We start from the raw sequence: 23,042 nt of genomic DNA on the forward strand, positions 1-23,042 counted from the left end.
AACCTGAACTGGCCGGGGTGGATGCAGAGCGGGATCATATCGTTATCATCGGACACCTTCGCCGCCAACCGTGCGGTGGGCGCGGTAAGGTTCGACGTGCATGTGAAGGACGGCGCGACGCGCCGCCGCGAACTGCATGAATCGGGCTCCTTGCGCGTGCGCTTTCCGTCGCCGGAGCAGCAGGGTCTTTCCGCCGTGTTCGTCAATACCGCGGGCGGCATCGCGGGCGGCGACCGTTTCGACATCGGCATCGCGGCCGCCGACGGCGCGCACCTGACCGTCACCACCGCTGCCGCCGAGAAGATTTACCGCTCCCACGGGCCAGAGGCTCAGGTGAATATCGCGCTGCGCGCCGGGGCTGATGCCCGGCTCGCATGGCTGCCGCAGGAAACCATTTTGTTCGATCAGGCCCGCGTGGCGCGGCGATTCGACATCGATCTGGCACAGAACGCTTCGCTGCTGTTGTGCGAGATCGTGGTGTTCGGCCGCGCGGCCATGGGCGAGGTCATGGCGCGGGGTAGTTTCACCGATCGTTGGCGGATGCGGATCGGCGGCAAGCTGGTATTCGCCGAGACGGTGCGGCTCCACGGCGACATCGCCGCCAAGCTTGCCAGCCGCGCGGTCGCCAATGGCGGTGTCGCCATCGGCACGGCGCTGATCGTGCCGGGCGATGAGTCCATCGTTGAACGTATTCGCGAAGTCTCCGATGCGTTCGGCGCCGAGGTCGGCGTCTCGGCATGGAACGGGTTTGCAATGGCGCGTTTCTGCGCACAAGATGCGGCGCGGCTCCGCGCCGATATGATGAAAGTGCTGGAACGTGTGAGTCCTTCGGGCTTGCCGCGGCTCTGGCTCAACTAGGCTCAATTCCAATTCGGGTACGTTACGCATGAATTTGTCTCCCCGTGAAAAAGACAAGCTGCTGATTTCCATGGCGGCGATCGTCGCCCGGCGGCGCCTCGAGCGCGGCGTCAAGCTCAATCATCCCGAAGCCATTGCGATCATCTCGGACTTCATCGTCGAAGGCGCGCGCGACGGCCGCAGCGTCGCCGAACTGATGAAGGCCGGCGCCGAGGTCATCACCCGCGCGCAATGCATGGACGGGATTCCGGAAATGATCCACGACATTCAGGTCGAGGCGACGTTTCCGGACGGAACGAAGCTCGTCACTGTTCACGAACCCATTCGTTAGGGCCTGATCCCGAAAAGCGGGCAGCGGATTTCGGACAGATCATGCCCAGAATTAAAGGTAACAAAAATGATCCCCGGTGAACTCTTCATCAAGGACGGCGATATCGAACTGAACGTCAAGCGCAAGACCGTGACGCTGACGGTAGCCAACACCGGCGACCGCCCCATTCAGGTCGGTTCGCACTATCATTTCTTCGAGACCAATCCGGCGCTGAAGTTCGACCGCAAAAAAGCGCGCGGCATGCGGCTCGATATTGCGGCGGGTACTGCCGTGCGCTTCGAGCCGGGGCAGACGCGTGATGTCAATCTCGTGGCGCTGGCCGGCAAGCGCGTGGTCTACGGCTTCCGCGGCGACGTGAGCGGCAAGCTGTAAGCGACACAGGCAATTTCAGGACAGGGGCGCAGAATGGCCACCAGAATCTCCCGTTCCGTCTATGCGGACATGTTCGGCCCCACCACCGGCGACCGCGTGCGGCTGGCGGACACCGACCTCATCATTGAGGTCGAGAAGGACTTCACCGTCTACGGCGAGGAGGTGAAATTCGGCGGCGGCAAGGTGATCCGCGACGGCATGGGCCAGTCGCAGATGACCAACAAGCAGGGCGCGGCGGACACCGTGATCACCAACGCGCTGATCGTGGATCACTGGGGCATCGTGAAGGCCGACGTCGCGATCAAGGAAGGCTACATCTCAGCCATTGGCAAGGCGGGCAATCCCGATATTCAGCCCGGCGTCACCATCGTGATCGGTCCCGGCACCGATATCATCGCGGGCGAGGGCAAGATCCTCACCGCCGGCGGCTTCGACAGCCACATCCATTTCATCTGTCCGCAGCAGATCGAACACGCGCTGATGAGCGGCGTCACGTCGATGCTGGGCGGCGGCACCGGTCCGTCGCACGGCACGTTCGCGACCACCTGCACGCCGGGGCCGTGGCACATCGCGCGGATGATCCAGTCCTTCGATGCATTCCCGGTCAATCTCGGCATTTCCGGCAAGGGCAACGCGTCGCGCCCTGCGGCGCTGGTCGAAATGATCAAGGCTGGCGCCTGCGCGCTCAAGCTGCACGAAGACTGGGGCACCACGCCTGCCGCCATCGACAACTGCCTGAGCGTGGCCGACGATCACGATATTCAGGTGATGATCCATACCGACACGCTGAACGAGTCGGGATTCGTCGAGGACACGGTGAAAGCCTTCAAGGGGCGCACCATCCATGCCTTCCACACCGAAGGCGCGGGCGGCGGCCACGCCCCGGACATCATCAAGGTCGCGGGCCTGAAGAACGTGCTGCCGTCGTCGACCAATCCGACGCGGCCGTTCACCCGCAACACCATCGACGAGCATCTCGACATGCTGATGGTCTGCCACCATCTCGACCCGTCGATTGCCGAAGATCTGGCGTTCGCCGAAAGCCGAATCCGCAAGGAAACCATTGCGGCGGAAGACATTCTTCACGATCTTGGCGCGCTGTCGATGATCTCGTCGGATTCGCAGGCGATGGGCCGTCTCGGCGAGGTCATCATCCGCACTTGGCAGACCGCGGACAAGATGAAGAAGCAGCGCGGCTCACTGCCGGAGGACAAGGGCAAGGACAACGACAATTTCCGCGTCAAGCGTTACATCGCGAAATACACCATCAATCCCGCCATCGCGCATGGTGTCTCGAAGCTGGTGGGCTCCGTCGAAAAGGGCAAGATGGCCGATCTGGTGCTGTGGTCGCCGGCCTTCTTCGGCGTAAAGCCGGATCTTATCGTCAAGGCAGGCTCGATCGTCGCAGCCCCGATGGGCGACCCCAACGCGTCGATCCCAACGCCGCAGCCGGTGCACTACCAGCCGATGTTCGCGGCTTTCGGCAAGTCGCTGACGGCGTCGTCCGTGGTATTTTCCTCCAAGGCCGCGGTGGCCTCGGGGCTGGCGAAGAAACTCGGCATCGCCAAGACGCTGTATCCTGTTTCAAACACCCGTGGCCGCATCTCGAAAGCGAGCATGATTCACAACGGCGCAACGCCGAACATCGAGGTCGATCCCGAGACCTATGAAGTGCGTGCCGACGGTGAATTGCTGACCTGCGCGCCGGCCGAGGTGCTGCCCATGGCGCAGCGTTACTTCATGTATTAGGGTCCCGGCTCCAATAAGAAGCCGGGAGGATCCCTTGATTTACGTTGTTGCGACCTTGACCATCAAGCCTGAGACGCGTGCGGAACTGATAGAAGCGGCGAAAGCCTGCATCGCGGACACCCGCAAGGAAGCCGGAAACATCGCCTACGACCTGCACGAGAGCGTCACCGATCCCACCAAGCTGGTGTTCGTCGAGCAATGGGATAATGCCGAGGCGCTGGTGCCGCACCGCAAGGCGGAGCATATGAAGACCTTCGGTCGCGTTGTGGTGAATTGTCTCGCCGCGCCGCCGAAGATCGAAGTCATCACGGCGGCCAATGTGGAGGTCCGATGATCTACGTTGTCGCCACCACCAAGGTGAAGCCGGAAGGCCGCGCCGCTTATATCGCTGGCGCGAAGGCCTGCATGGCCGAGACCCACAAGGAAAAAGGCTGCGTGTCCTACGAACTCCACGCCAGTGTGAATGATCCGGACGTGTTCGTTTTTGTCGAGCGCTGGGAAACCCGCGACGATCTCACCGCCCACAGCCGCGCACCGCATCTGAAGGCGTGGCGTGAACTGTCCGCGCCGCTGAAGGCGTCGCCGACGGAGATCGAGATCATCAGCGGCGGGGAAGTGCAGAAGCTATGAGGCGGCTATCATGATCCGCGCAACGCAGGTTCATCCGCCCGGCAGTTGGACCGCGGCCGCTGCCGATACGGTGGTGCTCGATTTCGACGATCGGCACCGGCGGCGCATGGCAATGACCGGCACGCGCGGGCTGGAATTCCTGCTCGACCTTGCGGAAGCGGTGGCGTTGCGCGGCGGCGATGCGCTGGTGCTGGAAGACGGCCGGCTGGTCGAGGTAGTCGCAGCACCCGAGCCGCTGGTGGAAATCCGCGGCGCCGATCCGCAGCATCTGGTGCGGGTCGCGTGGCACCTCGGCAATCGTCATCTGCCGACGCAGATCGTCGGCAAGGGGCTGCGCATCCGGCGCGATCACGTCATCGAGGAGATGGTGCGCGGTCTCGGCGCACGTGTGATCGCCATCGAAGCGCCGTTCGATCCGGAAGGCGGCGCCTATTCCGGCGGTAGCCATGCGGCCCACGGTCACGACGATCACGGCCATCATGGTCACGATCACAAAGATCATGCCGGTCACAAGCACGCCGGCCACGATCACGACCACAAGCATCACGATCATGCGCACCACGATTATGGTCAGGCTAAGCATGACCATGACCATCATCACGGCCATTCCCATGCTCATGATCGCAAATGATCGTGGTCAGAGCCTTTCCCCCGAGGCTGAGGAATCGGCTGCGCTGTTCCGGCTGATGACGTGGCTGTCGCCGTCGTTCCCGGTCGGGTCGTTTTCCTATTCCAGCGGCATCGAATGGGCGGTCGAAGCCGGCGACGTCATCGACAGGAAGACGTTGCAGGATTGGCTGACGGCCATGCTGCTGAACGGCGCGGGTTTCTGCGACGGTCTGTTGCTGTGTCACGCCTGGCGCGCGGTTGACGCAGGCGATGGTGCGAAGCTCGGTGAGATCGCCGAACTCGCCGCTGCCTTCACGCCGTCGCGCGAACGCCATCTGGAAACCACTTCGCAGGGCCGCGCCTTTGTCGAGATCGCGCGATCGGCATGGACCTGCGATGCGCTGGATTTGCTGGCGTCGCACGTATCTACCCCGATCGCTTATCCGATAGCTGTCGGCGTGCTCGCGGCCGGACACCGCATTTCGTTGCCGCTGACGCTGCATGCGTTTCTTCATGCCACGACATCGAACTGGATCTCGGCGGGTGTGCGGCTCATTCCGCTGGGGCAGACCGACAGTCAGCATGCGCTGGCGGCGCTTGAAGGCGTGATCGCCGCCACAGCGGAAAAATCGTTCAACGGCTCGCTCGACGATCTCGGCAGCGCAACGTTTCGCGCCGATCTGGCCGGCATGCGCCACGAGACGCAGTATACGAGGTTGTTCAGGTCATGACCAACCGCGAACAGAGGGATTGATCGCATGGGTAGCAGCACGAACGGCCCGCTCCGCGTCGGTATCGGCGGCCCGGTCGGGTCGGGCAAGACGGCGCTGATGGATCTGCTCTGCAAGAGCATGCGGGAGCGTTACGACATCGCCGCCATCACCAACGACATCTACACCAAATGGGATGCGGAGTATCTGGTGCGTTCGGGGTCGCTGACCGCGGATCGCATCGCGGGGGTCGAGACCGGCGGCTGTCCGCATACCGCGATCCGCGAAGATGCCTCGATGAATCTCGCGGCGGTGGCGGACATGCGCCTGAAATTTCCCGATCTCGATCTGGTGCTGATCGAATCCGGCGGCGACAATCTCGCGGCGACCTTTTCGCCGGAACTGGCGGACATCACCATCTACGTCATCGACGTTGCGGCCGGTGACAAGATTCCCTCCAAGGGCGGTCCGGGCATCACGCGCTCCGACCTGCTGGTCATCAACAAGATCGATCTGGCTCCTTATGTCGGCGCGTCGCTTGAGAAGATGGACGCGGATGCAAAGAGAATGCGCGGTGAACGGCCCTTCGTCATGACCAACCTGAAAAAAAGCGAAGGCCTCGACCGCATCATCCGCTTCATTGAAGCCAAGGGCGGCCTTCAGGCGCAGGTTCCTGCCAGGGCGAGCTGATCTCGCAGCGGGAACGGTGACTGTTCATCCCGGCGTTGTCCGCCCGGCGGGTGTTTCCGGAACGCGATGCCGCCGCTGGTGTTAGCTCTTCATGAGACAGGTACGTTCAGCAGCTCCAGCCAGAGACTACAGCAGCATTTTTCTTGCTGTCATTTTGTTCGGGATCGTCGCGGTGGTGGTCGGCCTCACCATGGCCGCGGTCCATTGACGACTCTCATTTCGCGCAATCCTTGCAGGTGGCGAGAGGTGGCCTCTTGACCAGCGAATTTACCATGCAAAAGCATATTTTCTCGTGGCGGGAACCAATTCGATACCTCTAAATTGGTCCATTCACTGTACATTCGGCGCGTGCCGACTCGTTTTCAACGCCAGGCGCCATCAGAGTAATCATGAGTATCAATTCGGCCGCTGTATCTGATCGCTATTTCCGCCTGGTCCGCATTTCCTGCCGGCCACCTGTTTCATTCCTCATGTCTTTCCCAGAGTAAGCGCGTGGTCCGTCTCGGTCTCATCATCGGACTGATGGCCATCATCGGAGCGATCATCTCCGGTCTCGCGGCCATGAAGGTCTACGATCAGGAGTTGTCCATCGGCCGGATCGCGCTGGCCCGCGCAGTTGATACCCATGCCGGTCTTGTGCAGGAACGCCTGAGCGAGCGCGAACTGCTTGCGCGCGTCGCGGTGGGACTGTTCCGTTCTCCGTCAATCGCTTCGGCCAATGCCCTGCAGCCGCTGCGCGCGTCGATCTACGCGTTCCGGACGGATTTCGTGGTGGCGAGCTGGGTTGCGCGTGTGCCGCGCGCCGATCTCGGCCGGGTCCAGAACGATATCAAGGCGGCCGGTTTCCCCAACCCGACGTTGCGCAACGCCGATGACAACACGCTGAATCCCGCGACGCTGCGCGATCCCGCCAGCGTGCTGATGGATGTCGAGCCGCTGAATGACGAGAACAGGTCATTCGTGGGACGGATTCTCGATGCCCACCCGGTGGTCGGTCCGATGCTGGCGCGCGCAGCGGAAGAGAGCAAGCCGGTATCGTCCGATCCCTTCGTTCTGCTCCGCAATGGTGGCCCGGTCGGCATCGTGCTGGCGTCTCCGGTGAAGGCGGACGGTGCCGGCAGCGTCGTTGGCTTTCTCACCATTTCCTACCGGCTGGCGCCGCTGATGCTGGCGAATGACGAACTGTCGCTGTTCTCGGTGGCGCTGCGCGATCCGCGCAATGCTTCGAACAATCTCACCGCCGATGCGGACGGAAATGTTGCCACGGTGCCGCTGCAACTCGACGCCGACAATCCGCCGCTGGTGCGCGTGGTGTCCTTCGGCGCGCGGGACTGGACCCTGATCTATTACGCCAAGACCAATCCTGCGACGCGAGCGCAGGAACTCGCCGCCATCATCATGCTGATCGGTCTGGCGCTGACCGTCGTTCTGTGCGGCCTGTTCGGCTATGTGTCCTACAACAACCTGCGGCTCAGCCGTGAGATCCAGACCCGCATCGGCTTCGAGCGCCGCCTGACTGCCGTCATCGACGAACTCAATCATCGCGTGAAGAACATTCTCGCCGTGATCCAGTCGATTGTCACCCGGACGCTGCGGCATGGCGCGGACATCGACATCGCCCGCGAGCTTCTGATCGGCCGCATTCACGCCATGTCGCATGTCGTCTCGCTGCTCAGCGAGAGCCAATGGCAGGGCGTCAAGCTGAAGGGCCTGTTCGAGCCGCGCGCGATCCCGCACGCCGACCGTATCGCGCTGAGCGGGCCCGACATTATCGTCAGCGCACGAGCGGCGCAGAGCCTGTCGCTGTTGTTCTTCGAACTCGCCTCTCATGCCGACGAAGGCCTCTCGCTGGTCGGCAAGCATCCGCATGTGGTGGCGGGATGGAATGTCACCGACGAGGTCGAGCCGATGTTCCATTTCCGCTGGGAGGAGTTCAACACCAGCGCCGCCACCCGCCGCGCCGACAGCGAGTTCGGGCTCGTGCTGCTGGACCGGGTCGCACCCGAAGCGCTGGGCGGCACGTCGAAACGCTATTTCACGGACGTCAGTTACGTCTATGAACTCACGGCGCCGATGGCGACCGTGGTGGACGAGACCGAGATGGACCGCACCGAGCGCATCGGCGCACCGGTCCGGAAGCGTTGAGCTTCTCTGACCCGGAACAAACTTTCCCGCACTGAATTGAGCCGGCAACATGCGTCATCGGCGACGCTGATTCAGGCGGAGAAAAATATGGGACGATATCTGTTGCTGTGGTTTCTCGGGATTCCCATTCCCGTTTTGATTCTGATCTGGGCCTTTGGCGGCCTCAACTGATCCAGCAAAAAAGCGGCCACCTGCGGGTGGCCGCTTTTCTTTGTTGAGTTGAGAGGAGACGCCTCTAGCCGCCGCCTCCGCCGATTACGGCGCGCACCGTGTTGTCCGGTCCGAAATCCTCGGCCCCATCGACGTAGAGCAGGGCGCTCAATTTCGAACGCGCGCGGTTGACGCGGCTCTTGATGGTGCCGACCGCGCATCCACAGATCGCTGCCGCGTCCTCATAGGAGAACCCCGACGCACCGACCAGAATGAGCGCCTCGCGCTGATCCTGCGGTAGCTTGTCGAGCGCCACGCGAAACTCCTCGAACTCGAGGTGTGCGCTTTGCGCGGGCTGTGTCTTCAGCGTCTTGGCGTAGCTGCCGTCGGCATCCTCGACTTCGCGCCGCCGCTTGCGATAATCCGAGCGGAACAGGTTGCGCAGAATCGTAAACAGCCAGGCCGGAAGATTGGAACCCGGCTGGAACGAGTCGATATGGGCGAGTGCCCGCAACAGCGTTTCCTGCACGAGATCATCGGCACGGTCGGCGTTGCCACTGAGCGAAATGGCGAAAGCGCGCAAACTTGGCACCGTCGCGAGAATGTCGTCTCGAAGCGAATCCGTGAGAGGCATTAGTCCCTCCCGTCTTTTTTCGAACCTTCAGCAACGCGAGCGGCAGCGTCCTGAGAATCGAGCTGGCGGATCAATTCTGCAAAACGGTCTGGCACCCCCTGACGAACGACGTCGTCATACATGGCGCGTAACTGGTGTCCGATCCGGGATTGAATCTCGGTATTCAGACCCCCTTTGGTTGCTGGTTTCGGAGGCTTTGCATCTGTCATGTGCTGATCCGTTTTCCCCTTGGCTAACTATCTAGAAACGCAGCGTTTTTTCTTTTTGAGGGTGATGCTTCTGGCCGCTCAGCCCCGTCTCCACATGAACAGCTAACGGGGCCCGCACCAAAAAGTTCCAGATATCGAAGGAACTTTTCTTCGGATCAAACGTAGGTAGTTCGAAGCGGGGAACTGGTGGCTGATACTGTGTTTCCGGTCCAAACTGAAATCATCACCGATTGGAGGGGGTATGTCTCGTTCTCAGCTCGTAGCTGAACATCTGCCACTACTGCGGCGCTACGCTCGCGCGCTGACGGGAAATCAGGCGTCCGGCGATGCCTATGTGGCAGCCATGCTGGAGGCGTTGCTGCAAGACCCCTCACTGCTGGAAGAAAAGCTTGGACCTCGCGCGGGACTGTTCCGGCTGTTCACAAAGATCTGGAATTCGATTTCCCTGAACGAGGCGGTCGATAAGGGGCCGGCCCAGGCCAGCGAGCAGCGGCTCTCGAGCCTCACGCCGCCCGCGCGTCAGGCGTTCCTGCTGCTGTCGCTGGAAGGCTTCGCGGAAGACGAGGTGGCCTATATTCTCGACACCGATGTTGCGAAGGTGCGTGAACTCGCCGACAGCGCCGGTCGCGAACTGGCGGCGGAGATCGCCACCGACGTTCTGATTATCGAGGACGAGACCTTCATCGCGATGGACCTCGAAAGCCTGGTGAAGAATCTCGGCCACAACGTCATCGGTGTGGCGCGGACCCATACCGATGCCATTTCGCTGGCGAAATCCAAGCAGCCCGGCCTGATCCTCGCCGACATTCAGTTGGCGGACGGCAGTTCGGGTCTCGATGCCGTCAACGAGTTGCTCAAGACCTTCGAGGTGCCGGTGGTGTTCATCACCGCTTACCCCGAGCGTTTTCTCACCGGCGAGCGGCCGGAACCGGCTTTCCTGATCTCGAAGCCGTTTCAGCCGGCGATGGTGTCGGCGGTGGCGAGCCAGGCGCTGTTCTTCCAGCGCAACTCGCGGGGCCGGTCTTCGAAAGCCGCGGCGTCCTAAAAAAGCTGCGCCATCCAAACCAACAAAAGCCGGATCGGGAAAGCCTGCTCCGGCTTTTTGCTGTCAGCCAGCGAAAATAAAAAGGGGTGCAGCCGGCATCACCACGGCCACACCCCCGCTAAGCCGGTCGATTAGGGGCAGGGGGATTTGACCGGCTTTGAGAAAGACGCCCAGCTCGCCCAAGCGTTCCCGGATAAGTGATATTTATTCTCGCGCTGGGTCCCCGGCCAGCCTGGAACGAAAGCCCGGCCCGTCACGTTGTTTTCGCAGTCGCAATGACGCGGCATTTGCAACGTGTGAGGCGGGCAGATGGCTTACATGGCTTCTGGAACTCTCGGCGCGGTGGCAGCCATTCTGGCGCTGGGTGCCGTTCATATCGACGTCGCAGCAGGAAATGATGGCCGAGGACCGGCGCAGCGCGGCGCCAGTGTGACGATGCCTGTCCACAATGGCGACGAGACCGTTGTCACGAATGTGGATCGTTCTGCGAAGGGCGACCGTGATACGTCGGTGCGGCCGGCAGGAGGACTGACGCTGTCCTTCAAGCTGCCCAGCCTTCCCGATACGTCGGTCATGATGCGCGTCCCTGCTGACGAGGCCGCAGACGCAGGGCGTAAGACGCCGGCCACTACGGGTGCCGGTAAGGGTTCGGATCGCTCTTCCGCGGGTCAGCGTCCCGTCGCCTGCGAGCCGGTGGTGAGCGTTCTTACTGCGGTAGCGAGGCAGCTTGCGCCGGGCCGATGCATCACATGATAGGCAGAAGAGATTTAAATATCCAAATGAAAAGAGCGCCGGTCGGCGCTCTTTCTTTTTGCCTTGCGGGAGATGCTTTTCCATAATTATTCTATTCCGCTGGATCCTCTTCCGCCGCCGCAGCGGTCCGGCGGGTTGCCATCAGCCCGAGCGCGATGCCGCCCACTGCCACCAGCGGAATGATGATGCGTTTCACCCCGATGATCTGGACGATCTGCAGACCCGCGGCCAGCACCATCGGATCGCTCAGCGCCGACTGCATGGTGGACTTCACGGCTTCGACCGGCTTTTCCTGGATCTGCCGCTTGCGGACGGAATAGGACATTGCTGCCAGCAGCGTCGCGACGAAGAACACGCCCGCGCCCGCGAAGCAGGCTTGCAGCAGCCCATATTTCTGCAGCACGAACACGAAGGCGGCGGCGCAGAGAAAACCCGTCGTGATGAACAGCGACACCGCCACCGCGATGGCGAGCGACGTCAGCCGCAAGGCGCTGCCGGCGCTTTCCCGGAAATCATCCATGAATTTCTGAAACATCGAAAATCCGATCTCAATATGCGTTCACGCACCGCAAGACGTCGCCGCTGTCGGCCGGATTGGCCGCCAGCGGCACAAGCTCCGGAATCAGCGGCGCCAGGTCACGCCGATCAGGAAGCCCAAGCCCACCGCCAGGCCGACGGCAGCCAGCGGGCGTTGCGTGATTGCGTCTTCCAGCGATTCCTCGAGGGTGCCGGCGTAGTCCTGCGCCGCGTCGATCGCCTCGCTGCCGCGCTGGCTGACGTCGGACATCACCGAATCGACGTTGGTGCGGGCCTGCTTATAAGCGCGGCGAGCCTGCTTGCGGGCATCGCCCTTGAACGCTTCGAGTACGTCCGAAATCTGGTCGGCCAGTGCTGAAATATCGTTTTTCACGGCGTCTACATCCTTCTGAAGGCGGTCATAGGTGGCTTTGTCGGTCATGTTTCGCATCGTGTCTTCGCCGTCGGTACTCGACATCGGAAGCTCCTCGTTATGTGCTGCGGAAACGCGTGGTCGTGACGAAGGTTCCATCGGCCTAAAACTCGGGAAACGACGAGTCCTTGACCGGCATCAGGTGCTCCTTGAGGACGAGGCCGACGATCAGGATCGGCGACGACAGGAATGCGCCCATCGGACCCCATAGCCAGGTCCAGAACGCCAGCGCGACGAAAACGGCCAGCGCGTTGAGCTGCAACCGCCGGCCGATGATCATGGGCGTCACGAAATGCCCTTCGATGAACGCCACCACGGCGAAGATGCCTGCGGCGACGAGCCCTGCGGCGAGTGTCGATGATGTGATGATGCCGACAGCGGCCAGCACGGCGAAGGTGACGATGGGGCCGATGATGGGGATGAAATTCAGCGTCGCCGCGAGGGCGCCCAGCCCTGCCGGGTTCGGCATTCCGGTGGCGGCGCAGATCAGGCCGGTGGCCGCGCCGAGCCCCATATTGATCAGCGTCACGGTTAGCAGATAGCCGCCGAGATTGCTCTCGATCGCATTGAGGATGCGCAGGGCGCGCAGCCGCGAATCGTGGTCGGCGAAATTCAGCACCAGCGCGCGGCGCAGATCTGGCCAGCTTGCGATGAACAGCACCAGCACTGCGAAGAACAGCAGTATCTCGGTGAAGGTCGGAGAGAGGAATTCCAGCGTCGGCTGGACCCATTCGATCTTCGGCAAGGGAAAGCTGGTTTCGCCAGGAGAAGCCGTCGCGCCGAACAGGCCCTGCAACTGGTGCCATAGCGCGATCGGCCGGTCGAAGACGTGAAACTTGTCCTTCAGCCGTGGGCCGATCTCCGGCAGCCGCGTGGTCCATTCCATCACCGGCGCGGAGATCAGCGCCACCATGAAGGCGAGGCCGGCGCATGTCGCTGTGACGATGAGAACCGCTGAAACGGAGCGAGGAATGCCGTAGCGTTCTAAGAACCGGGCGGCGGGCGACAGCATCGTGCCGATCACCAGCGCTGTGACCGTCGGCAGGAAAAAGGCTCGTGCAAAATATAGCACCGCGACCACGCTGATGATGAGCAGGGCCACCACCGCAAACGAAACGACCTCCGCGCGTCGCATCATCGGAGGCCGTTTGTCGTCGCTGTCGCCGGGCGAGGGGCTGATCGCCCGGCTATGTGTGTCGCGCACCTCTCGGCGCACGCCGGACATCGTCAGATTCTGCCGAGCAGCAGCAGGATCACCACGATGACAAGTATGGTGCCGACGATGCCGGAAGGCCCGTAACCCCAGTTGCCGCTATAGCCCCAGCTCGGAATAACGCCGAGCAGGATCAGGATCAGAATGATGACAAGTATGGTCCCGAGTGACATGGCAAATCGCCTCTCAATAATCCCCGCCGATCGCTGTCATGCGCCGGCTTCCGGCACCCCTAACCGTCTCGCTGTCACAAGGTTCCGCGAGCGGTTTTGAACCCGCCACTGCGCGGCGGGGACAAATTGCTGAGGCGGGCCGTGCCATGGAACCAAGCCTGCGACCCCGCGTTGGCTTGACATCGGCATCCACGATGTCTCCGCAGAACGGTAAACGGTCATGACCCATTCAGTGCAGGCGACCACGGTCTTGCGTTATTTCCCGGTTCAGGCTGTTGCAGCGTCCCTTCGCTCGGCGCGCATGCTCGCCGTTGCTGCTGCTGCGGTGCTGCCTGTCGCCCTGGCCGTCCCCGCATCGGCACAATCGCTCGGTTATGCCGAGCCGTCGCAGAATTTCTGGTCTGACCGGCAGGCACTGCCGGCGCCGAGCGCGCTTGAAGACGAAGGCGACGGTTCGGCTGTTCTGCCAGAGCGGCTTCAGCGCAAGGTGGTTTCTTTCGACAGCCGCGAAGCGCCGGGCACCATCGTGATCGATACCGGCAACACCACGCTCTACTATGTGCTCGGGCAGGGCCGTGCCATTCGCTACGGCGTTGGGGTGGGCCGCGAGGGCTTCACCTGGTCCGGCGTGCAGACCGTCTCGCGTAAGGCATCGTGGCCGGACTGGATTCCGCCCGCCGAGATGATCACGAGACAGCCTTATCTGCCGCGCTTCGTTGCCGGCGGTCCTGGCAATCCATTGGGTGCAGCCGCGATGTATCTCGGCTCCAGCACCTATCGCATTCACGGCACCAATGATCCGTCCACCATCGGCAAGTTCGTTTCCAGCGGCTGCATCCGGCTGACCAATGAAGACGTGCAGGATCTCGCGAGCCGGGTAGGTGTCGGCACCAGGGTTGTGGTGCTGCCGAAGAATGCACCGCTTCAGGCCAACCGCTCGCGGGACAACAATGTAACGCCGGCGAGCCTGCGCTCGCCTGTGGCGCATCCTGTGATGCAACGAGTCAAATTGTCCGGATTGTATTGAGCAAAAAATAGCGTGTGGGTGGTTGGTGGGGCAAAAAGAGGTCGGTCATGAGTCAAGTCTCGTTCATGCGTCGCGCCGCAGCCATCGCGCTGGTCGTTACCGCAGGATCCATGCTGGCGCCGAAGGCGGACGCTCGTGATTTCTTCTCGTCCTTCCTCGGCGGATTGTTCGGCGGCCGTGCGCCGGCTCCTTCCGCGCCGTCGATGCCGCTGCCATTCGCTTCGGAATTCGGAGATGGTTCTGGTCAACCGGCCCAGCCGCGGGTGGCGAGAGGCGGCGGCGCGGCCTATTGCGTGCGCACCTGCGACGGACGTTATTTCCCGCTGGCGGTGACCGGCGACCAGAGCCGCGCCGAAGCCTGCAAGAGCTTCTGTCCCGCGAGCGAGACCAAGGTCGTCTACGGCAGCAATATCGACAACGCTGCCACGGAGACCGGCAAGTCTTATTCGGATTTGCCGAACGCCTTCAAGTATCGTACGGAGCTTGTTACCGGCTGCACCTGCAATGGCAAGGATCCGGGCGGCCTCGCCAAGGTTAATGTCGAGAACGATCCGACCCTGCGCAAGGGCGATCTGGTCGCCGGCGCGAACGGCTTGGTCGTCGCCAATAAAACCGCTGAACGTCGCGGCGCGTCGGTGAACTTCTCGCCAATATCGAGATCGGCGCGGGCTCAGTTCGACAAACTGCCGGTGGTCGCCGCGCAATAACGTTGTTCCGGAAACGGAACCAACCCCTCAGGCAATCGTTGCTCTACGGGGATACGGGACATTCTCGTGACCCTTTCGAAACGATGTCATGAGGGGTCATCATGTCTTTGCTTATCAGCGTTCTGATTACATTTCTTGTCGTCATTCTCGTTCTGTATCTGGTCAATCTGCTGCCGATCGACGGCCGCGCCAAGCAGATCGTCCGTGCCATCGTTATCATCATTGGCATCATCTCGATCCTGAAATATCTCGCGGTGTTCTAGGCCCGTCATCCTGAGGGGCGAGCTCTTGCGAGCCTCGAAGAAGGGCGGACTGCGAATGCCGTCGCCCTTCGGGGCCTCCGCTTCGCTTAGGCGCCTCAGGGTGACGGCGGTGGCTTAATCGCCGAGATCGAACAAGAAAGCCCCGGCAGTTTGCCGGGGCTTTCTTCTGGCGACGAGCGCCGCTTACTTCAGCGTGCTGAACCAGTCATCAACGTCTTTTTTGACCTGATCCTTGGCGTAGCCGTAGCGCTGCTGCAGCTTGCCTTCGAGCTGTTCGCGGCGGCCCTCGATGACATCGAGATCGTCATCGGTGAGCTTGCCCCACTTCTCCTTCGCGGTGCCCTTGAACTGCTTCCAGTTACCTTCAACGCGGTTCCAATCCATCATCATCCTCCAGTGTTGGAAAGACGGATAACGGTGCGCTGTAGCAATCGTTCCTGAAGGAACTGCGACAACGCGTCATGCGTCGGAAGTGACAATATCTGAATCAAAAACCCCGGCGCGAGGACCGGGGTTTTCGTCGCGATCACAGTTTTCGTTTTAACCGGCGGCTTTCGCTTCCTTGCGGCGGGCGTGCAGGATGAATTCGGTGTAGCCGTTTGGCTGCTCGCGGCCCTTGAAGATCAGGTCGCAGGCCGCCTGGAACGCTACGCCGTCGAACTTCGGCGCCATCGGCCGATACAGCGCATCGCCCGCGTTCTGCTTGTCAACGATCGTCGCCATGCGCTTCAGCGATTCCATCACCTGATCTTTGGAGACGACACCCTGATGAAGCCAGTTGGCGAGATGCTGCGCGGAGATGCGCAGCGTGGCGCGGTCTTCCATCAGGCCGACGTCGTGAATGTCCGGCACCTTGGAGCAGCCGACGCCCTGATCGATCCAGCGCACCACGTAGCCGAGAATGCCCTGGCAATTGTTGTCGATCTCCTGCTTGACGTCGTCCGGCGCCCAGTTCGACTGGGACACCGGAATGGTGAGGATGTCCGACAGCTTCGCCTTGGCGCGGCTCTTCAGTTCCTTCTGCCGCGCGCCGACATCGATCTGATGATAGTGCAGCGCGTGCAGCGTCGCCGCGGTCGGCGAGGGGACCCATGCGGTGGATGCACCGGCCTGCGGATGCGCGATCTTCTGCGCCAGCATGTCGGCCATCTTGTCTGGCGCGGCCCACATACCCTTACCAACCTGCGCGTGGCCGGGCAGGCCGTTGGCGAGACCGATGTCGACGTTCCAGTCCTCGTAGGCCTTGATCCACGGCTGCGCCTTCATGTCGTTCTTGCGGATCATCGGACCCGCTTCCATCGAGGTATGGATTTCGTCGCCGGTGCGGTCGAGGAAGCCGGTGTTGATGAAACAGATACGCTGCGCGGCGTTCTGGATGCAGGCCTGCAGGTTCACCGTGGTGCGGCGCTCCTCGTCCATGATGCCGACCTTCATGGTGTTGGCAGCCATCGACAGCATCTTCTCGACGCGGCCGAAAATCTCGACGGTGAGTGCCACTTCATCCGGGCCGTGCATCTTCGGCTTGACGATGTAGACCGAGCCCTTGCGGCTGTTCTTGAGCTTGGTCTTGCCCTTCAGGTCATGCAGTGCAAGCAGGCCGGTGACGGCGGCGTCGAGAATGCCTTCCGGAATTTCCTCGCCCTTGGCGTCGAGCACGGCGTCGGTGAACATGTGATGGCCGACGTTGCGCACCAGCATCATGCTGCGGCCGTGCAGCGTCACCTTGCCCTTGCCGTCGGGCGATGTGTAGACGCGGTCGGCATTGAGCGCGCGGGTCAGCGTCTTGCCGCCCTTCTCGAAATCCGCCGCCAGCGTGCCGTTCATCAGGCCGAGCACGTTGCGGTAGACCAGCACCTTGTCGTCGGCATCGACGGCGGCGACCGAGTCTTCCATGTCGAGAATGGTCGAGACCGCCGATTCCAGGATCATGTCCGCAACGCCGGCAGGATCGTCCTTGCCGATGGTGTTGCTGCGGTTGATCAGCACGTCGATGTGCATGCCGTTGTTGACCAGCAGGATCGAGGTCGGCGACGCCGCGTCGCCCTGATAGCCCGCGAACTGCGCCTTGTTCTTCAGCGCGGTGGCGTTGCCGCTCTTGAGCTTGGCGGCGAGCTGGCCGTGCTCGATCATATAGGCGGTGACGTCGCTGTGGTTGCCGGTGGCGAGCGGCACGGCCTGATCGAGGAACGCCTTGGCCTTGGCGATCACCTTGTCGCCGCGCGCCTTGTTGTAGCCCTTGCCGGTCTCGGAGGGATCGTGCGGAATGGCGTCGGTGCCATAGAATGCATCGTAGAGGCTGCCCCAGCGCGCATTCGCCGCGTTCAGCGCGTAGCGCGCATTGGTCAGCGGCACCACGAGCTGCGGCCCGAACATGGTGGCGAGTTCTTCATCGACGTTCGCGGTCTGCACGTCCTTCGCCGGCGGCTCCGGCAGCAGGTAGCCGATCTCCTTGAGGAAGGCGGTATAGGCGTCCATGTCGAACGGCTTGCCCTTGTTCGCCTTGTGCCAGCCGTCGATCTTGGTCTGAAGCGTGTCGCGGGTGGCGAGCAGTTGCCGGGTGCGGGGCGCGAGATCGTTGACGATGGCGGCCAGACCGGACCAGAAGGCGTCGGGCGCAATGCCGGTATCGGGGGTCGCTTCCTTGGCGATGAAGTCGAACAGGACGGGAGCGATCTTGAGGCCGCTTGCATCGATACGTTTCATGATAAATCTCACGGAAAACGGCGGAAAACACGCCGCTCTGGGGCTTCAGGATGAGGTGGTGATCGCCGCTGAGAAGCGGCCTAGGGGGCCGTTTTAACGTGAAAGTCGGGCAAAAGAGAAGGCCCTTCCCCGGTCAGAATGGCGAATACCACGGTCCCGCAGATGGCTGGGCGACGCGTCTTTCAGGGGCTTGGACTTAGTGCCCCGGTCCGGCCGAGGAGGTCTTGCCAGTGCGCTCCAGCGTTACCTTGATCAGGATGGTGACCAGCGCCACGGCAGTCAGCACGGTGGCGGCGGCGAAGGCGCCGGCGACATTGTAGTCCTGATAGAGCAGTTCGATCTGCAACGGCAGCGTGGTGGTCTGGCCGCGAATGTTGCCGGAGACCACCGAAACCGCGCCGAACTCGCCCATCACCCGCGCGTTGCAGAGGATCGCGCCGTAGACCACCGCCCATTTCACGTTCGGCAGCGTGACGCGCCAGAACGTGGTGAAGCCGCCGGCACCGAGTGTCACCGCGGCTTCTTCCTCATCGGTGCCCTGCACCTGCATCAGCGGAATCAACTCGCGGGCGACGAACGGCGCGGTGACGAACAGGCTGGCCAGAAAGATCGCGGGCAGCGCGAACATCACCTTGAGGCCGAGCGCTTCCAGCAGCGGACCGAACAGGCCCTGCGAGCCGTAGACGAACAGATAGGCGACGCCGGCGACGATCGGCGAGATCGAGTAGGGCAGCTCGATCAGCGCGATCAGCAGCGTCTTGCCCCTGAAGTCGAACTTCGTCACCGTCCATGCGGCGGCAAGGCCGAACAGGATGTTGATCGGCACCACCACCACCGCCGTCAGCAGCGTCAGCAGGATCGCATGCAGCGTCGTCGGCTCGGAGAGGTTGCGTACGAACGCGCCGACGCCCAGCGACAGCCCCGACGTCACGATCAGCACCAGGGGCGCGACCAGAAACAGCGCGGTCAGCACCAGCACGCTCCACAGCACGACCCGCCGTGTGACCTTGCCGCCCCCGACGGGGTGCTGCATCCATTCGGCCTGTTCGCTATCGCGCTCGGAGGCAAGGGACATCAGACTTCTCCCCGCCCGACATAGCGCAGGTGCCAGGCCTGCACGGCATTGGTGACGATCAGCATCGCGAACGCCATCAGCAGCATGATGGTGGAGATCGCAGCAGCCGCCTGATAATTGTATTCCTCAAGCCTGATGTAGGTCAGTAGTGCCACGATCTCGGTTTTCATCGGCTGGTTGCCCGCGATGAAGATCACCGCGCCGAATTCGCCGAGGCTGCGCGCGAACGACAGCGAGCAACCGGCGAGGAACGCCGGAAAGATCGCAGGGAAAATGATCTTCCACAAAATCTGGAAATCGTTCGCGCCGAGCGAGCGTCCGGCTTCCTCCACCTCGGAGCCGAGGTCTTCGATCACGGGCTGCACCGTCCGCACCACGAAGGGAATGCTGGTGAAGGCCATCGCGATGGCGATGCCGAGCGGCGTATACGCCACCGCAATGCCGATTTTATCGAGCGGCGCGCCGAACCAGCCGTTCTTGGCGAACAGTGCGGTGAGCGCGAGACCGGCCACCGCGGTCGGCAGCGCGAACGGCACGTCGACCAGCGCGTCGAGCAGGCGCTTGCCGGGAAACCTATAACGCGCCAGCACCCAAGCCAGCAGCAGACCATAAATCGCGTTGAAGATGGTGGCGGCGAAGGCCATGGTCACGGTGACGCGAATGGCCGACAGCGTGCGCGGCGACGACAGGATCTCCCAGAACTCCGCGAGGCCGATACCGGAGGCTTTCAGCAGCAGCGCGCACAGCGGCAGCAGCACGATCGCCCCGAGATAGAGGACGGTCGTTCCCAGCGCCAGTCCGAAACCTGGGATGACCCGGCGTCGCAAATTGAAAGTCCAGTTCATGAAATGAGACGGGGACGATCCGAACCGCTCTGCGGCGTCATTGCCGGCCTTGACCCGGCAATCCATCTTCAAAAACATTCTCTCTAAAAGATGGATGCGCGGGTCAAGCCCGCGCATGACACATCTTGGAACTATCTTCCGTCATCGCGAGCGAAGCGAAGCAATCCAGAGCTTCGTAAAGAGCTGGATTGCTTCGTCTCAAGTGCTCCCCGCAATGACGCGGCTGGTCCCCTTACTTGTTCGCCCCGCCGAACAGCTGGTCCAGCTTCGCGCCGGGATTAAGATGGTCTGCGTTGACCTTGTCCCAGCCGCCGAATTCCTTCTCGATGGTGACGAGCTTCACCGCCGGGAACTTGTCCTTGAACTTCTCGGTCACGGCCTTGTCGTTCACGCGGTTGTACTGCTGAGCGAGAATGGTCTGGCCTTCGGGCGTGTAGAGATATTCGAGATAGGCTTTCGCCAGGGCCTGGGTGCCGTGTTTCTCGGCATACTTGTCGACCACGGCCACCGGGAATTCGGCCAGCAGGCTCTGCGACGGCACCACCACCTGATACTTGTCGGCGCCGGCGATGTCGCGGATGCCGTTGGTCTCGGCCTCGAAGGTAATCAGCACGTCGCCGGTCTGGCGCTCGACGAAGGTCGTGGTCGCGGCGCGGCCGCCGGTGTCGAACACCGGCACGTTGGCGAACAGCTTCTTGATGAACTCGCCGGCCTTCTCGTCGCTGTCATACTTGCTCTTGGCGTAGGCATAGGCTGCCAGATAGGTGTAGCGCGCGTTGCCCGAGGTCTTCGGGTTCGGGAAGATCACCTTCACATCCGGACGGACCAGATCGTCCCAGTCCTTGATGTTCTTCGGATTGCCCGCGCGCACCAGAAACGCCGGCAGCGAGTAATACGGCGAGGAGCTGTTCGGCAGCCGCTTCTGCCAGTCGGCTGGGATCAGCTTGCCCTTGTCGGCCAGCACCTGCACGTCGGTAACCTGATTGAAGGTCACGACGTCGGCCTCGAGTCCCTCAAGAATCGAGCGCGCCTGACGCGACGAGCCGTTGTGCGACTGGTTGATGGTGACGTCCTGGCCGGTCTTGGCCTTCCACTGCTTGGCGAATGCGACATTGATCGCGGCATAGAGCTCGCGCGAAATGTCGTAGGACACGTTCAGCAGCGTGTTCGGGGTCTGCGCCTGCGCGGCGGTGACGAGGCTGACGCTTGTTGCGAAAGCGATGAGAAGTTTACGCAAAGTCTATCTCCTGTGAGTTCGTGGCTCAGGTTCAGATGTTGGCGGCGACATCGTCGAGTTCGCCGAACAGCACGCCGGTGTTTGCCAGCAGCCGCTCGATGGCCTCGGTTCCGTCCGTGACGGAGCGCGCCGAGGTGTCGATGGTGAGTTCGGCGCTGGCCGGCGGCTGATAGTCGTTGGCGATGCCGGTGAAGCTCGGAAGATTTCCGGCGCGCGCCTTGGCGTAATGGCCCTTGGGGTCGCGGCTTTCGCAGACCTCGGCGGGGGTTGCGACATAGACTTCGCGGAACAGCTCGCCGGCGATGCGCCGCGCATTGGCGCGGTCGTCGCTGGCGGGCGAGACAGCGGCAACGATGGCGATATGGCCGTTGCGCGCCAGATGGGTCGCAACTTCCGCGAGGCGGCGGATGTTTTCGGCGCGGCTTTCCGGCGAGAAACCGAGATCGCTGTTGAGCCCGGCGCGCACGGTGTCGCCGTCGAGCAGGATCGGGGAGCCGCCTCGGGTGAACAGCTTGCGCTCGAGCGCGCGCGCCAGCGTGGATTTGCCGGAACCGGGCAGGCCGGTCAGCCAGACCACTGCGCCGCCGTGGCCGAAGCGCGCGGAACGTTCTTCGGGGCGCAGCGCGGATTCCACCGGCACGATGTCGATGGGAACGGCGCGCTGACCGGAATCGACGCTTAGCACGAGGCCGCCGCCGGCTATGCGGCCGTTGACCTCGATGACAAGACGTCCGGTGCGCGGATTGTCGCTGTAGGGATCGGCGGCGACAGGTTTGGCCAATGAAATGTCGATCTCGCCGACATGGTTGCGCGCGATCGCCGATGTCTCGATGCTGGCGAGGTCGCCGGGATCGACCGCCTTTTCGATGGCGACGATGGTGGCGCGGGTTTCCATGGTGCCGAGCCTCACCAGAACCGAGGCCCCGGCCTTCAGCGGCGCGTCGTGCAGCCAGAAGATGCGGGCGCGCAGGCGGCGGGTATCGCGCGGCGCAGCGGCGATGTGGCCGATGATGTCGCCGCGTTCCAGAAACAGTTCGCGGTCCAGCGTGATGCCGACCGAACGCCCCGCGCCCTGCCGTCCGATCAGCGGGGTCTGCGGCCAGCTTTCGACCGACTTCACCTTGGCGATCTTGCCGGCGGGCATGATGACGATCTCGTCGCCGGCGCCGATGGTGCCTGCCTCGACGCGGCCCGCGACAATGCGGCGGTCGTCGAACTTGTAGATCGCCTGCACCGGAAGGCGCAGTGCCAGTTCATCCAGCGCGCGGGCGGGCGTCAGGTGATCGATGGCCTCGACCACGGTCGGGCCGCTGTACCACTTGATATTTTCGGTGCGCTCGGCGACGCCGTCGCCGTCGCGGGCGGAAATGGGAATGATCGCGGTTGGCGTCACGCCAAGGCTTGTGAGATGCGCCGAAATCTCGTCGCTGATCTCCGCAAAGCGCGCCGCGCTGTAATCGACGCGGTCCATCTTGTTGACCACGACCGCGACCTGCTTCACGCCGAGCAGATGCAGCAGATAACCGTGACGCCGTGTCTGGTCGCGCACGCCTTCCAGCGCGTCGATGATCAGCACCGCGCCGTCGGCCTGCGAGGCGCCGGTGATCATGTTGCGCAGGAATTCCGCGTGGCCCGGCGCATCGATCAGGATCACGTCGCGCGACGGCGTGCGGAAGCGGATCTGGGTGGTGTCGATGGTGATGCCCTGATCGCGTTCGGTCTGCAAAGCATCGAGCAGGAACGACCATTCGAACGGCATGCCGCGCCGTGCGCTGACGGCTTTCAGCATCTCCAGCTTGCCGTCAGGGAGACTACCGGTCTCATGCAGCAGGCGGCCGACCAGCGTGGACTTGCCGTGATCGACATGCCCGACGATGACGATGCGGACCTGCGGGCGCGTGGTGCCGTTCGGTGCGGCGAGCGAGACTTTCGAAACTGCGATGTTCATGGCGGCGTCCATTCAGC

General features: G+C 62.5%; 27 protein-coding genes. 15 read left to right on the top strand and 12 right to left on the bottom strand.

All coding sequences use genetic code 11. The features are described 5' to 3' along the window. The first annotated feature begins 21 nt into the window (after positions 1-21). The 10 genes from LVY71_RS21075 (at position 22) to LVY71_RS21120 (ending at position 8,094) form a co-directional block, all read left to right on the top strand. Entirely contained in the window at positions 22-858 is an 837-nt protein-coding gene (locus LVY71_RS21075; protein ID WP_235101890.1) for an urease accessory protein UreD, read from the top strand. Positions 859-886: 28 nt separating this feature from the next. Then, on the top strand, positions 887-1,189 hold the full coding sequence (locus LVY71_RS21080) for an urease subunit gamma (RefSeq protein ID WP_235101891.1): 303 nt from the start codon (positions 887-889) through the stop codon (positions 1,187-1,189). Positions 1,190-1,255: 66 nt separating this feature from the next. Next, the gene (locus LVY71_RS21085; RefSeq protein WP_235101892.1) at positions 1,256-1,561 is read left to right on the top strand and encodes an urease subunit beta; all 306 of its coding nucleotides are present in this window, start codon (positions 1,256-1,258) and stop codon (positions 1,559-1,561) included. A gap of 33 nt (positions 1,562-1,594) precedes the next feature. Then, positions 1,595-3,310, top strand: a complete 1,716-nt coding sequence (ureC, locus tag LVY71_RS21090) for an urease subunit alpha (protein WP_235101893.1) — start codon at positions 1,595-1,597, stop codon at positions 3,308-3,310. 34 nt (positions 3,311-3,344) lie between these two features. After that, complete coding sequence (locus LVY71_RS21095) at positions 3,345-3,644, top strand: putative quinol monooxygenase (protein ID WP_235101894.1); 300 nt, start codon at positions 3,345-3,347, stop codon at positions 3,642-3,644. Next, positions 3,641-3,940: a putative quinol monooxygenase gene (locus LVY71_RS21100; RefSeq protein ID WP_235101895.1), complete on the top strand. Its 300-nt coding sequence runs from the start codon at positions 3,641-3,643 to the stop codon at positions 3,938-3,940. Before LVY71_RS21095 ends, LVY71_RS21100 begins: the two co-directional genes overlap by 4 nt. Before the next feature lie 10 nt (positions 3,941-3,950). Continuing rightward, positions 3,951-4,571: an urease accessory protein UreE gene (gene ureE / locus LVY71_RS21105; RefSeq protein ID WP_235101896.1), complete on the top strand. Its 621-nt coding sequence runs from the start codon at positions 3,951-3,953 to the stop codon at positions 4,569-4,571. After that, positions 4,522-5,280, top strand: a complete 759-nt coding sequence (locus LVY71_RS21110; protein ID WP_235101897.1) for an urease accessory protein UreF — start codon at positions 4,522-4,524, stop codon at positions 5,278-5,280. The genes ureE and LVY71_RS21110 overlap by 50 nt, the downstream gene beginning before the upstream one ends. A gap of 27 nt (positions 5,281-5,307) precedes the next feature. Continuing rightward, positions 5,308-5,949 carry an urease accessory protein UreG gene (ureG, locus tag LVY71_RS21115; RefSeq protein WP_235101898.1) on the top strand — a complete coding sequence of 214 codons (642 nt, stop codon included), beginning with the start codon at positions 5,308-5,310 and terminating at the stop codon, positions 5,947-5,949. Between the two features lie 492 nt (positions 5,950-6,441). Continuing rightward, a complete protein-coding gene (locus LVY71_RS21120; RefSeq protein WP_235101899.1) occupies positions 6,442-8,094 on the top strand; it encodes a CHASE domain-containing protein in 1,653 nt (550 codons plus the stop codon). 235 nt (positions 8,095-8,329) lie between these two features. Here LVY71_RS21120 and LVY71_RS21125 read toward each other — a convergent pair whose 3' ends face one another. Next, on the bottom strand, positions 8,330-8,878 hold the full coding sequence (locus tag LVY71_RS21125; RefSeq protein ID WP_235101900.1) for a sigma-70 family RNA polymerase sigma factor: 549 nt from the start codon (positions 8,876-8,878) through the stop codon (positions 8,330-8,332). Continuing rightward, the gene (locus tag LVY71_RS21130) at positions 8,878-9,087 is read right to left on the bottom strand and encodes a NepR family anti-sigma factor (RefSeq protein ID WP_235101901.1); all 210 of its coding nucleotides are present in this window, start codon (positions 9,085-9,087) and stop codon (positions 8,878-8,880) included. Before LVY71_RS21130 ends, LVY71_RS21125 begins: the two co-directional genes overlap by 1 nt. 241 nt (positions 9,088-9,328) lie before the next feature. Between LVY71_RS21130 and LVY71_RS21135 the strand changes: the two genes are divergently transcribed. Beyond that, the gene (locus LVY71_RS21135) at positions 9,329-10,132 is read left to right on the top strand and encodes a response regulator (protein ID WP_235101902.1); all 804 of its coding nucleotides are present in this window, start codon (positions 9,329-9,331) and stop codon (positions 10,130-10,132) included. A gap of 318 nt (positions 10,133-10,450) precedes the next feature. Continuing rightward, positions 10,451-10,885 (top strand): hypothetical protein, encoded by a 435-nt coding sequence (locus LVY71_RS21140; RefSeq protein ID WP_235101903.1) that lies wholly within the window; start codon positions 10,451-10,453, stop codon positions 10,883-10,885. Positions 10,886-10,976: 91 nt separating this feature from the next. Here LVY71_RS21140 and LVY71_RS21145 read toward each other — a convergent pair whose 3' ends face one another. From LVY71_RS21145 to LVY71_RS21160, 4 genes are all read right to left on the bottom strand, one after another. Continuing rightward, on the bottom strand, positions 10,977-11,420 hold the full coding sequence (locus tag LVY71_RS21145; RefSeq protein WP_235101904.1) for a hypothetical protein: 444 nt from the start codon (positions 11,418-11,420) through the stop codon (positions 10,977-10,979). An 87-nt stretch (positions 11,421-11,507) separates the two neighbouring features. Beyond that, a complete protein-coding gene (locus LVY71_RS21150; RefSeq protein ID WP_235101905.1) occupies positions 11,508-11,879 on the bottom strand; it encodes an ElaB/YgaM/YqjD family protein in 372 nt (123 codons plus the stop codon). 58 nt (positions 11,880-11,937) lie between these two features. Then, positions 11,938-13,059, bottom strand: coding sequence for an AI-2E family transporter (locus tag LVY71_RS21155; protein ID WP_235101906.1), 1,122 nt, complete (start codon positions 13,057-13,059; stop codon positions 11,938-11,940). A gap of 2 nt (positions 13,060-13,061) precedes the next feature. Continuing rightward, positions 13,062-13,220: a DUF3309 family protein gene (locus LVY71_RS21160; RefSeq protein ID WP_235101907.1), complete on the bottom strand. Its 159-nt coding sequence runs from the start codon at positions 13,218-13,220 to the stop codon at positions 13,062-13,064. A 220-nt stretch (positions 13,221-13,440) separates the two neighbouring features. Here LVY71_RS21160 and LVY71_RS21165 point away from each other — a divergent pair, with 220 nt between their 5' ends. From LVY71_RS21165 to LVY71_RS21175, 3 genes are all read left to right on the top strand, one after another. Next, on the top strand, positions 13,441-14,247 hold the full coding sequence (locus LVY71_RS21165) for a L,D-transpeptidase (protein WP_235101908.1): 807 nt from the start codon (positions 13,441-13,443) through the stop codon (positions 14,245-14,247). Positions 14,248-14,294: 47 nt separating this feature from the next. Then, on the top strand, positions 14,295-14,954 hold the full coding sequence (locus tag LVY71_RS21170; RefSeq protein WP_235101909.1) for a DUF2865 domain-containing protein: 660 nt from the start codon (positions 14,295-14,297) through the stop codon (positions 14,952-14,954). 101 nt (positions 14,955-15,055) lie between these two features. Next, a complete protein-coding gene (locus LVY71_RS21175) occupies positions 15,056-15,217 on the top strand; it encodes a Thivi_2564 family membrane protein (protein ID WP_002714461.1) in 162 nt (53 codons plus the stop codon). 183 nt (positions 15,218-15,400) lie between these two features. Here the strand turns inward: LVY71_RS21175 and LVY71_RS21180 are convergent, their stop codons facing one another. The 6 genes from LVY71_RS21180 to cysC all read right to left on the bottom strand — a co-directional run bounded on the left by LVY71_RS21180 (position 15,401) and on the right by cysC (position 23,025). Next, positions 15,401-15,601 carry a CsbD family protein gene (locus LVY71_RS21180; protein WP_235101910.1) on the bottom strand — a complete coding sequence of 67 codons (201 nt, stop codon included), beginning with the start codon at positions 15,599-15,601 and terminating at the stop codon, positions 15,401-15,403. Between the two features lie 156 nt (positions 15,602-15,757). Next, positions 15,758-17,920, bottom strand: a complete 2,163-nt coding sequence (locus tag LVY71_RS21185) for a malate synthase G (protein WP_235101911.1) — start codon at positions 17,918-17,920, stop codon at positions 15,758-15,760. 196 nt (positions 17,921-18,116) lie between these two features. Continuing rightward, on the bottom strand, positions 18,117-18,995 hold the full coding sequence (gene cysW / locus LVY71_RS21190) for a sulfate ABC transporter permease subunit CysW (RefSeq protein ID WP_235101912.1): 879 nt from the start codon (positions 18,993-18,995) through the stop codon (positions 18,117-18,119). Next, entirely contained in the window at positions 18,995-19,822 is an 828-nt protein-coding gene (gene cysT / locus LVY71_RS21195; RefSeq protein WP_235102195.1) for a sulfate ABC transporter permease subunit CysT, read from the bottom strand. The genes cysW and cysT overlap by 1 nt, the downstream gene beginning before the upstream one ends. A gap of 250 nt (positions 19,823-20,072) precedes the next feature. After that, complete coding sequence (gene cysP, locus LVY71_RS21200; protein WP_235101913.1) at positions 20,073-21,077, bottom strand: thiosulfate ABC transporter substrate-binding protein CysP; 1,005 nt, start codon at positions 21,075-21,077, stop codon at positions 20,073-20,075. Positions 21,078-21,108: 31 nt separating this feature from the next. After that, positions 21,109-23,025 (bottom strand): adenylyl-sulfate kinase, encoded by a 1,917-nt coding sequence (gene cysC / locus LVY71_RS21205; RefSeq protein WP_235101914.1) that lies wholly within the window; start codon positions 23,023-23,025, stop codon positions 21,109-21,111. Between the last annotated feature and the right edge of the window lie 17 nt (positions 23,026-23,042).

This window comes from Bradyrhizobium sp. G127, from assembly GCF_021502575.1.
GTDB lineage: Bacteria > Pseudomonadota > Alphaproteobacteria > Rhizobiales > Xanthobacteraceae > Afipia.

Excerpts from the sequence above, each read along its gene's own strand:
- LVY71_RS21075 (WP_235101890.1), top strand. The coding sequence starts at position 22 with ATGCAGAGCGGGATCATATCGTTATCATCGGACACCTTCGCCGCCAAC.
- LVY71_RS21080 (WP_235101891.1), top strand. The coding sequence starts at position 887 with ATGAATTTGTCTCCCCGTGAAAAAGACAAGCTGCTGATTTCCATGGCG.
- LVY71_RS21085 (WP_235101892.1), top strand. The coding sequence starts at position 1,256 with ATGATCCCCGGTGAACTCTTCATCAAGGACGGCGATATCGAACTGAAC.
- ureC (WP_235101893.1), top strand. The coding sequence starts at position 1,595 with ATGGCCACCAGAATCTCCCGTTCCGTCTATGCGGACATGTTCGGCCCC.
- LVY71_RS21100 (WP_235101895.1), top strand. The coding sequence starts at position 3,641 with ATGATCTACGTTGTCGCCACCACCAAGGTGAAGCCGGAAGGCCGCGCC.
- ureE (WP_235101896.1), top strand. The coding sequence starts at position 3,951 with ATGATCCGCGCAACGCAGGTTCATCCGCCCGGCAGTTGGACCGCGGCC.
- LVY71_RS21110 (WP_235101897.1), top strand. The coding sequence starts at position 4,522 with ATGACCATGACCATCATCACGGCCATTCCCATGCTCATGATCGCAAAT.
- ureG (WP_235101898.1), top strand. The coding sequence starts at position 5,308 with ATGGGTAGCAGCACGAACGGCCCGCTCCGCGTCGGTATCGGCGGCCCG.
- LVY71_RS21125 (WP_235101900.1), bottom strand. The coding sequence starts at position 8,878 with ATGCCTCTCACGGATTCGCTTCGAGACGACATTCTCGCGACGGTGCCA.
- LVY71_RS21130 (WP_235101901.1), bottom strand. The coding sequence starts at position 9,087 with ATGACAGATGCAAAGCCTCCGAAACCAGCAACCAAAGGGGGTCTGAAT.
- LVY71_RS21135 (WP_235101902.1), top strand. The coding sequence starts at position 9,329 with ATGTCTCGTTCTCAGCTCGTAGCTGAACATCTGCCACTACTGCGGCGC.
- LVY71_RS21140 (WP_235101903.1), top strand. The coding sequence starts at position 10,451 with ATGGCTTCTGGAACTCTCGGCGCGGTGGCAGCCATTCTGGCGCTGGGT.
- LVY71_RS21145 (WP_235101904.1), bottom strand. The coding sequence starts at position 11,420 with ATGTTTCAGAAATTCATGGATGATTTCCGGGAAAGCGCCGGCAGCGCC.
- LVY71_RS21150 (WP_235101905.1), bottom strand. The coding sequence starts at position 11,879 with ATGTCGAGTACCGACGGCGAAGACACGATGCGAAACATGACCGACAAA.
- LVY71_RS21155 (WP_235101906.1), bottom strand. The coding sequence starts at position 13,059 with ATGTCCGGCGTGCGCCGAGAGGTGCGCGACACACATAGCCGGGCGATC.
- LVY71_RS21160 (WP_235101907.1), bottom strand. The coding sequence starts at position 13,220 with ATGTCACTCGGGACCATACTTGTCATCATTCTGATCCTGATCCTGCTC.
- LVY71_RS21165 (WP_235101908.1), top strand. The coding sequence starts at position 13,441 with ATGACCCATTCAGTGCAGGCGACCACGGTCTTGCGTTATTTCCCGGTT.
- LVY71_RS21170 (WP_235101909.1), top strand. The coding sequence starts at position 14,295 with ATGAGTCAAGTCTCGTTCATGCGTCGCGCCGCAGCCATCGCGCTGGTC.
- LVY71_RS21175 (WP_002714461.1), top strand. The coding sequence starts at position 15,056 with ATGTCTTTGCTTATCAGCGTTCTGATTACATTTCTTGTCGTCATTCTC.
- LVY71_RS21180 (WP_235101910.1), bottom strand. The coding sequence starts at position 15,601 with ATGGATTGGAACCGCGTTGAAGGTAACTGGAAGCAGTTCAAGGGCACC.
- LVY71_RS21185 (WP_235101911.1), bottom strand. The coding sequence starts at position 17,920 with ATGAAACGTATCGATGCAAGCGGCCTCAAGATCGCTCCCGTCCTGTTC.
- cysW (WP_235101912.1), bottom strand. The coding sequence starts at position 18,995 with ATGTCCCTTGCCTCCGAGCGCGATAGCGAACAGGCCGAATGGATGCAG.
- cysC (WP_235101914.1), bottom strand. The coding sequence starts at position 23,025 with ATGAACATCGCAGTTTCGAAAGTCTCGCTCGCCGCACCGAACGGCACC.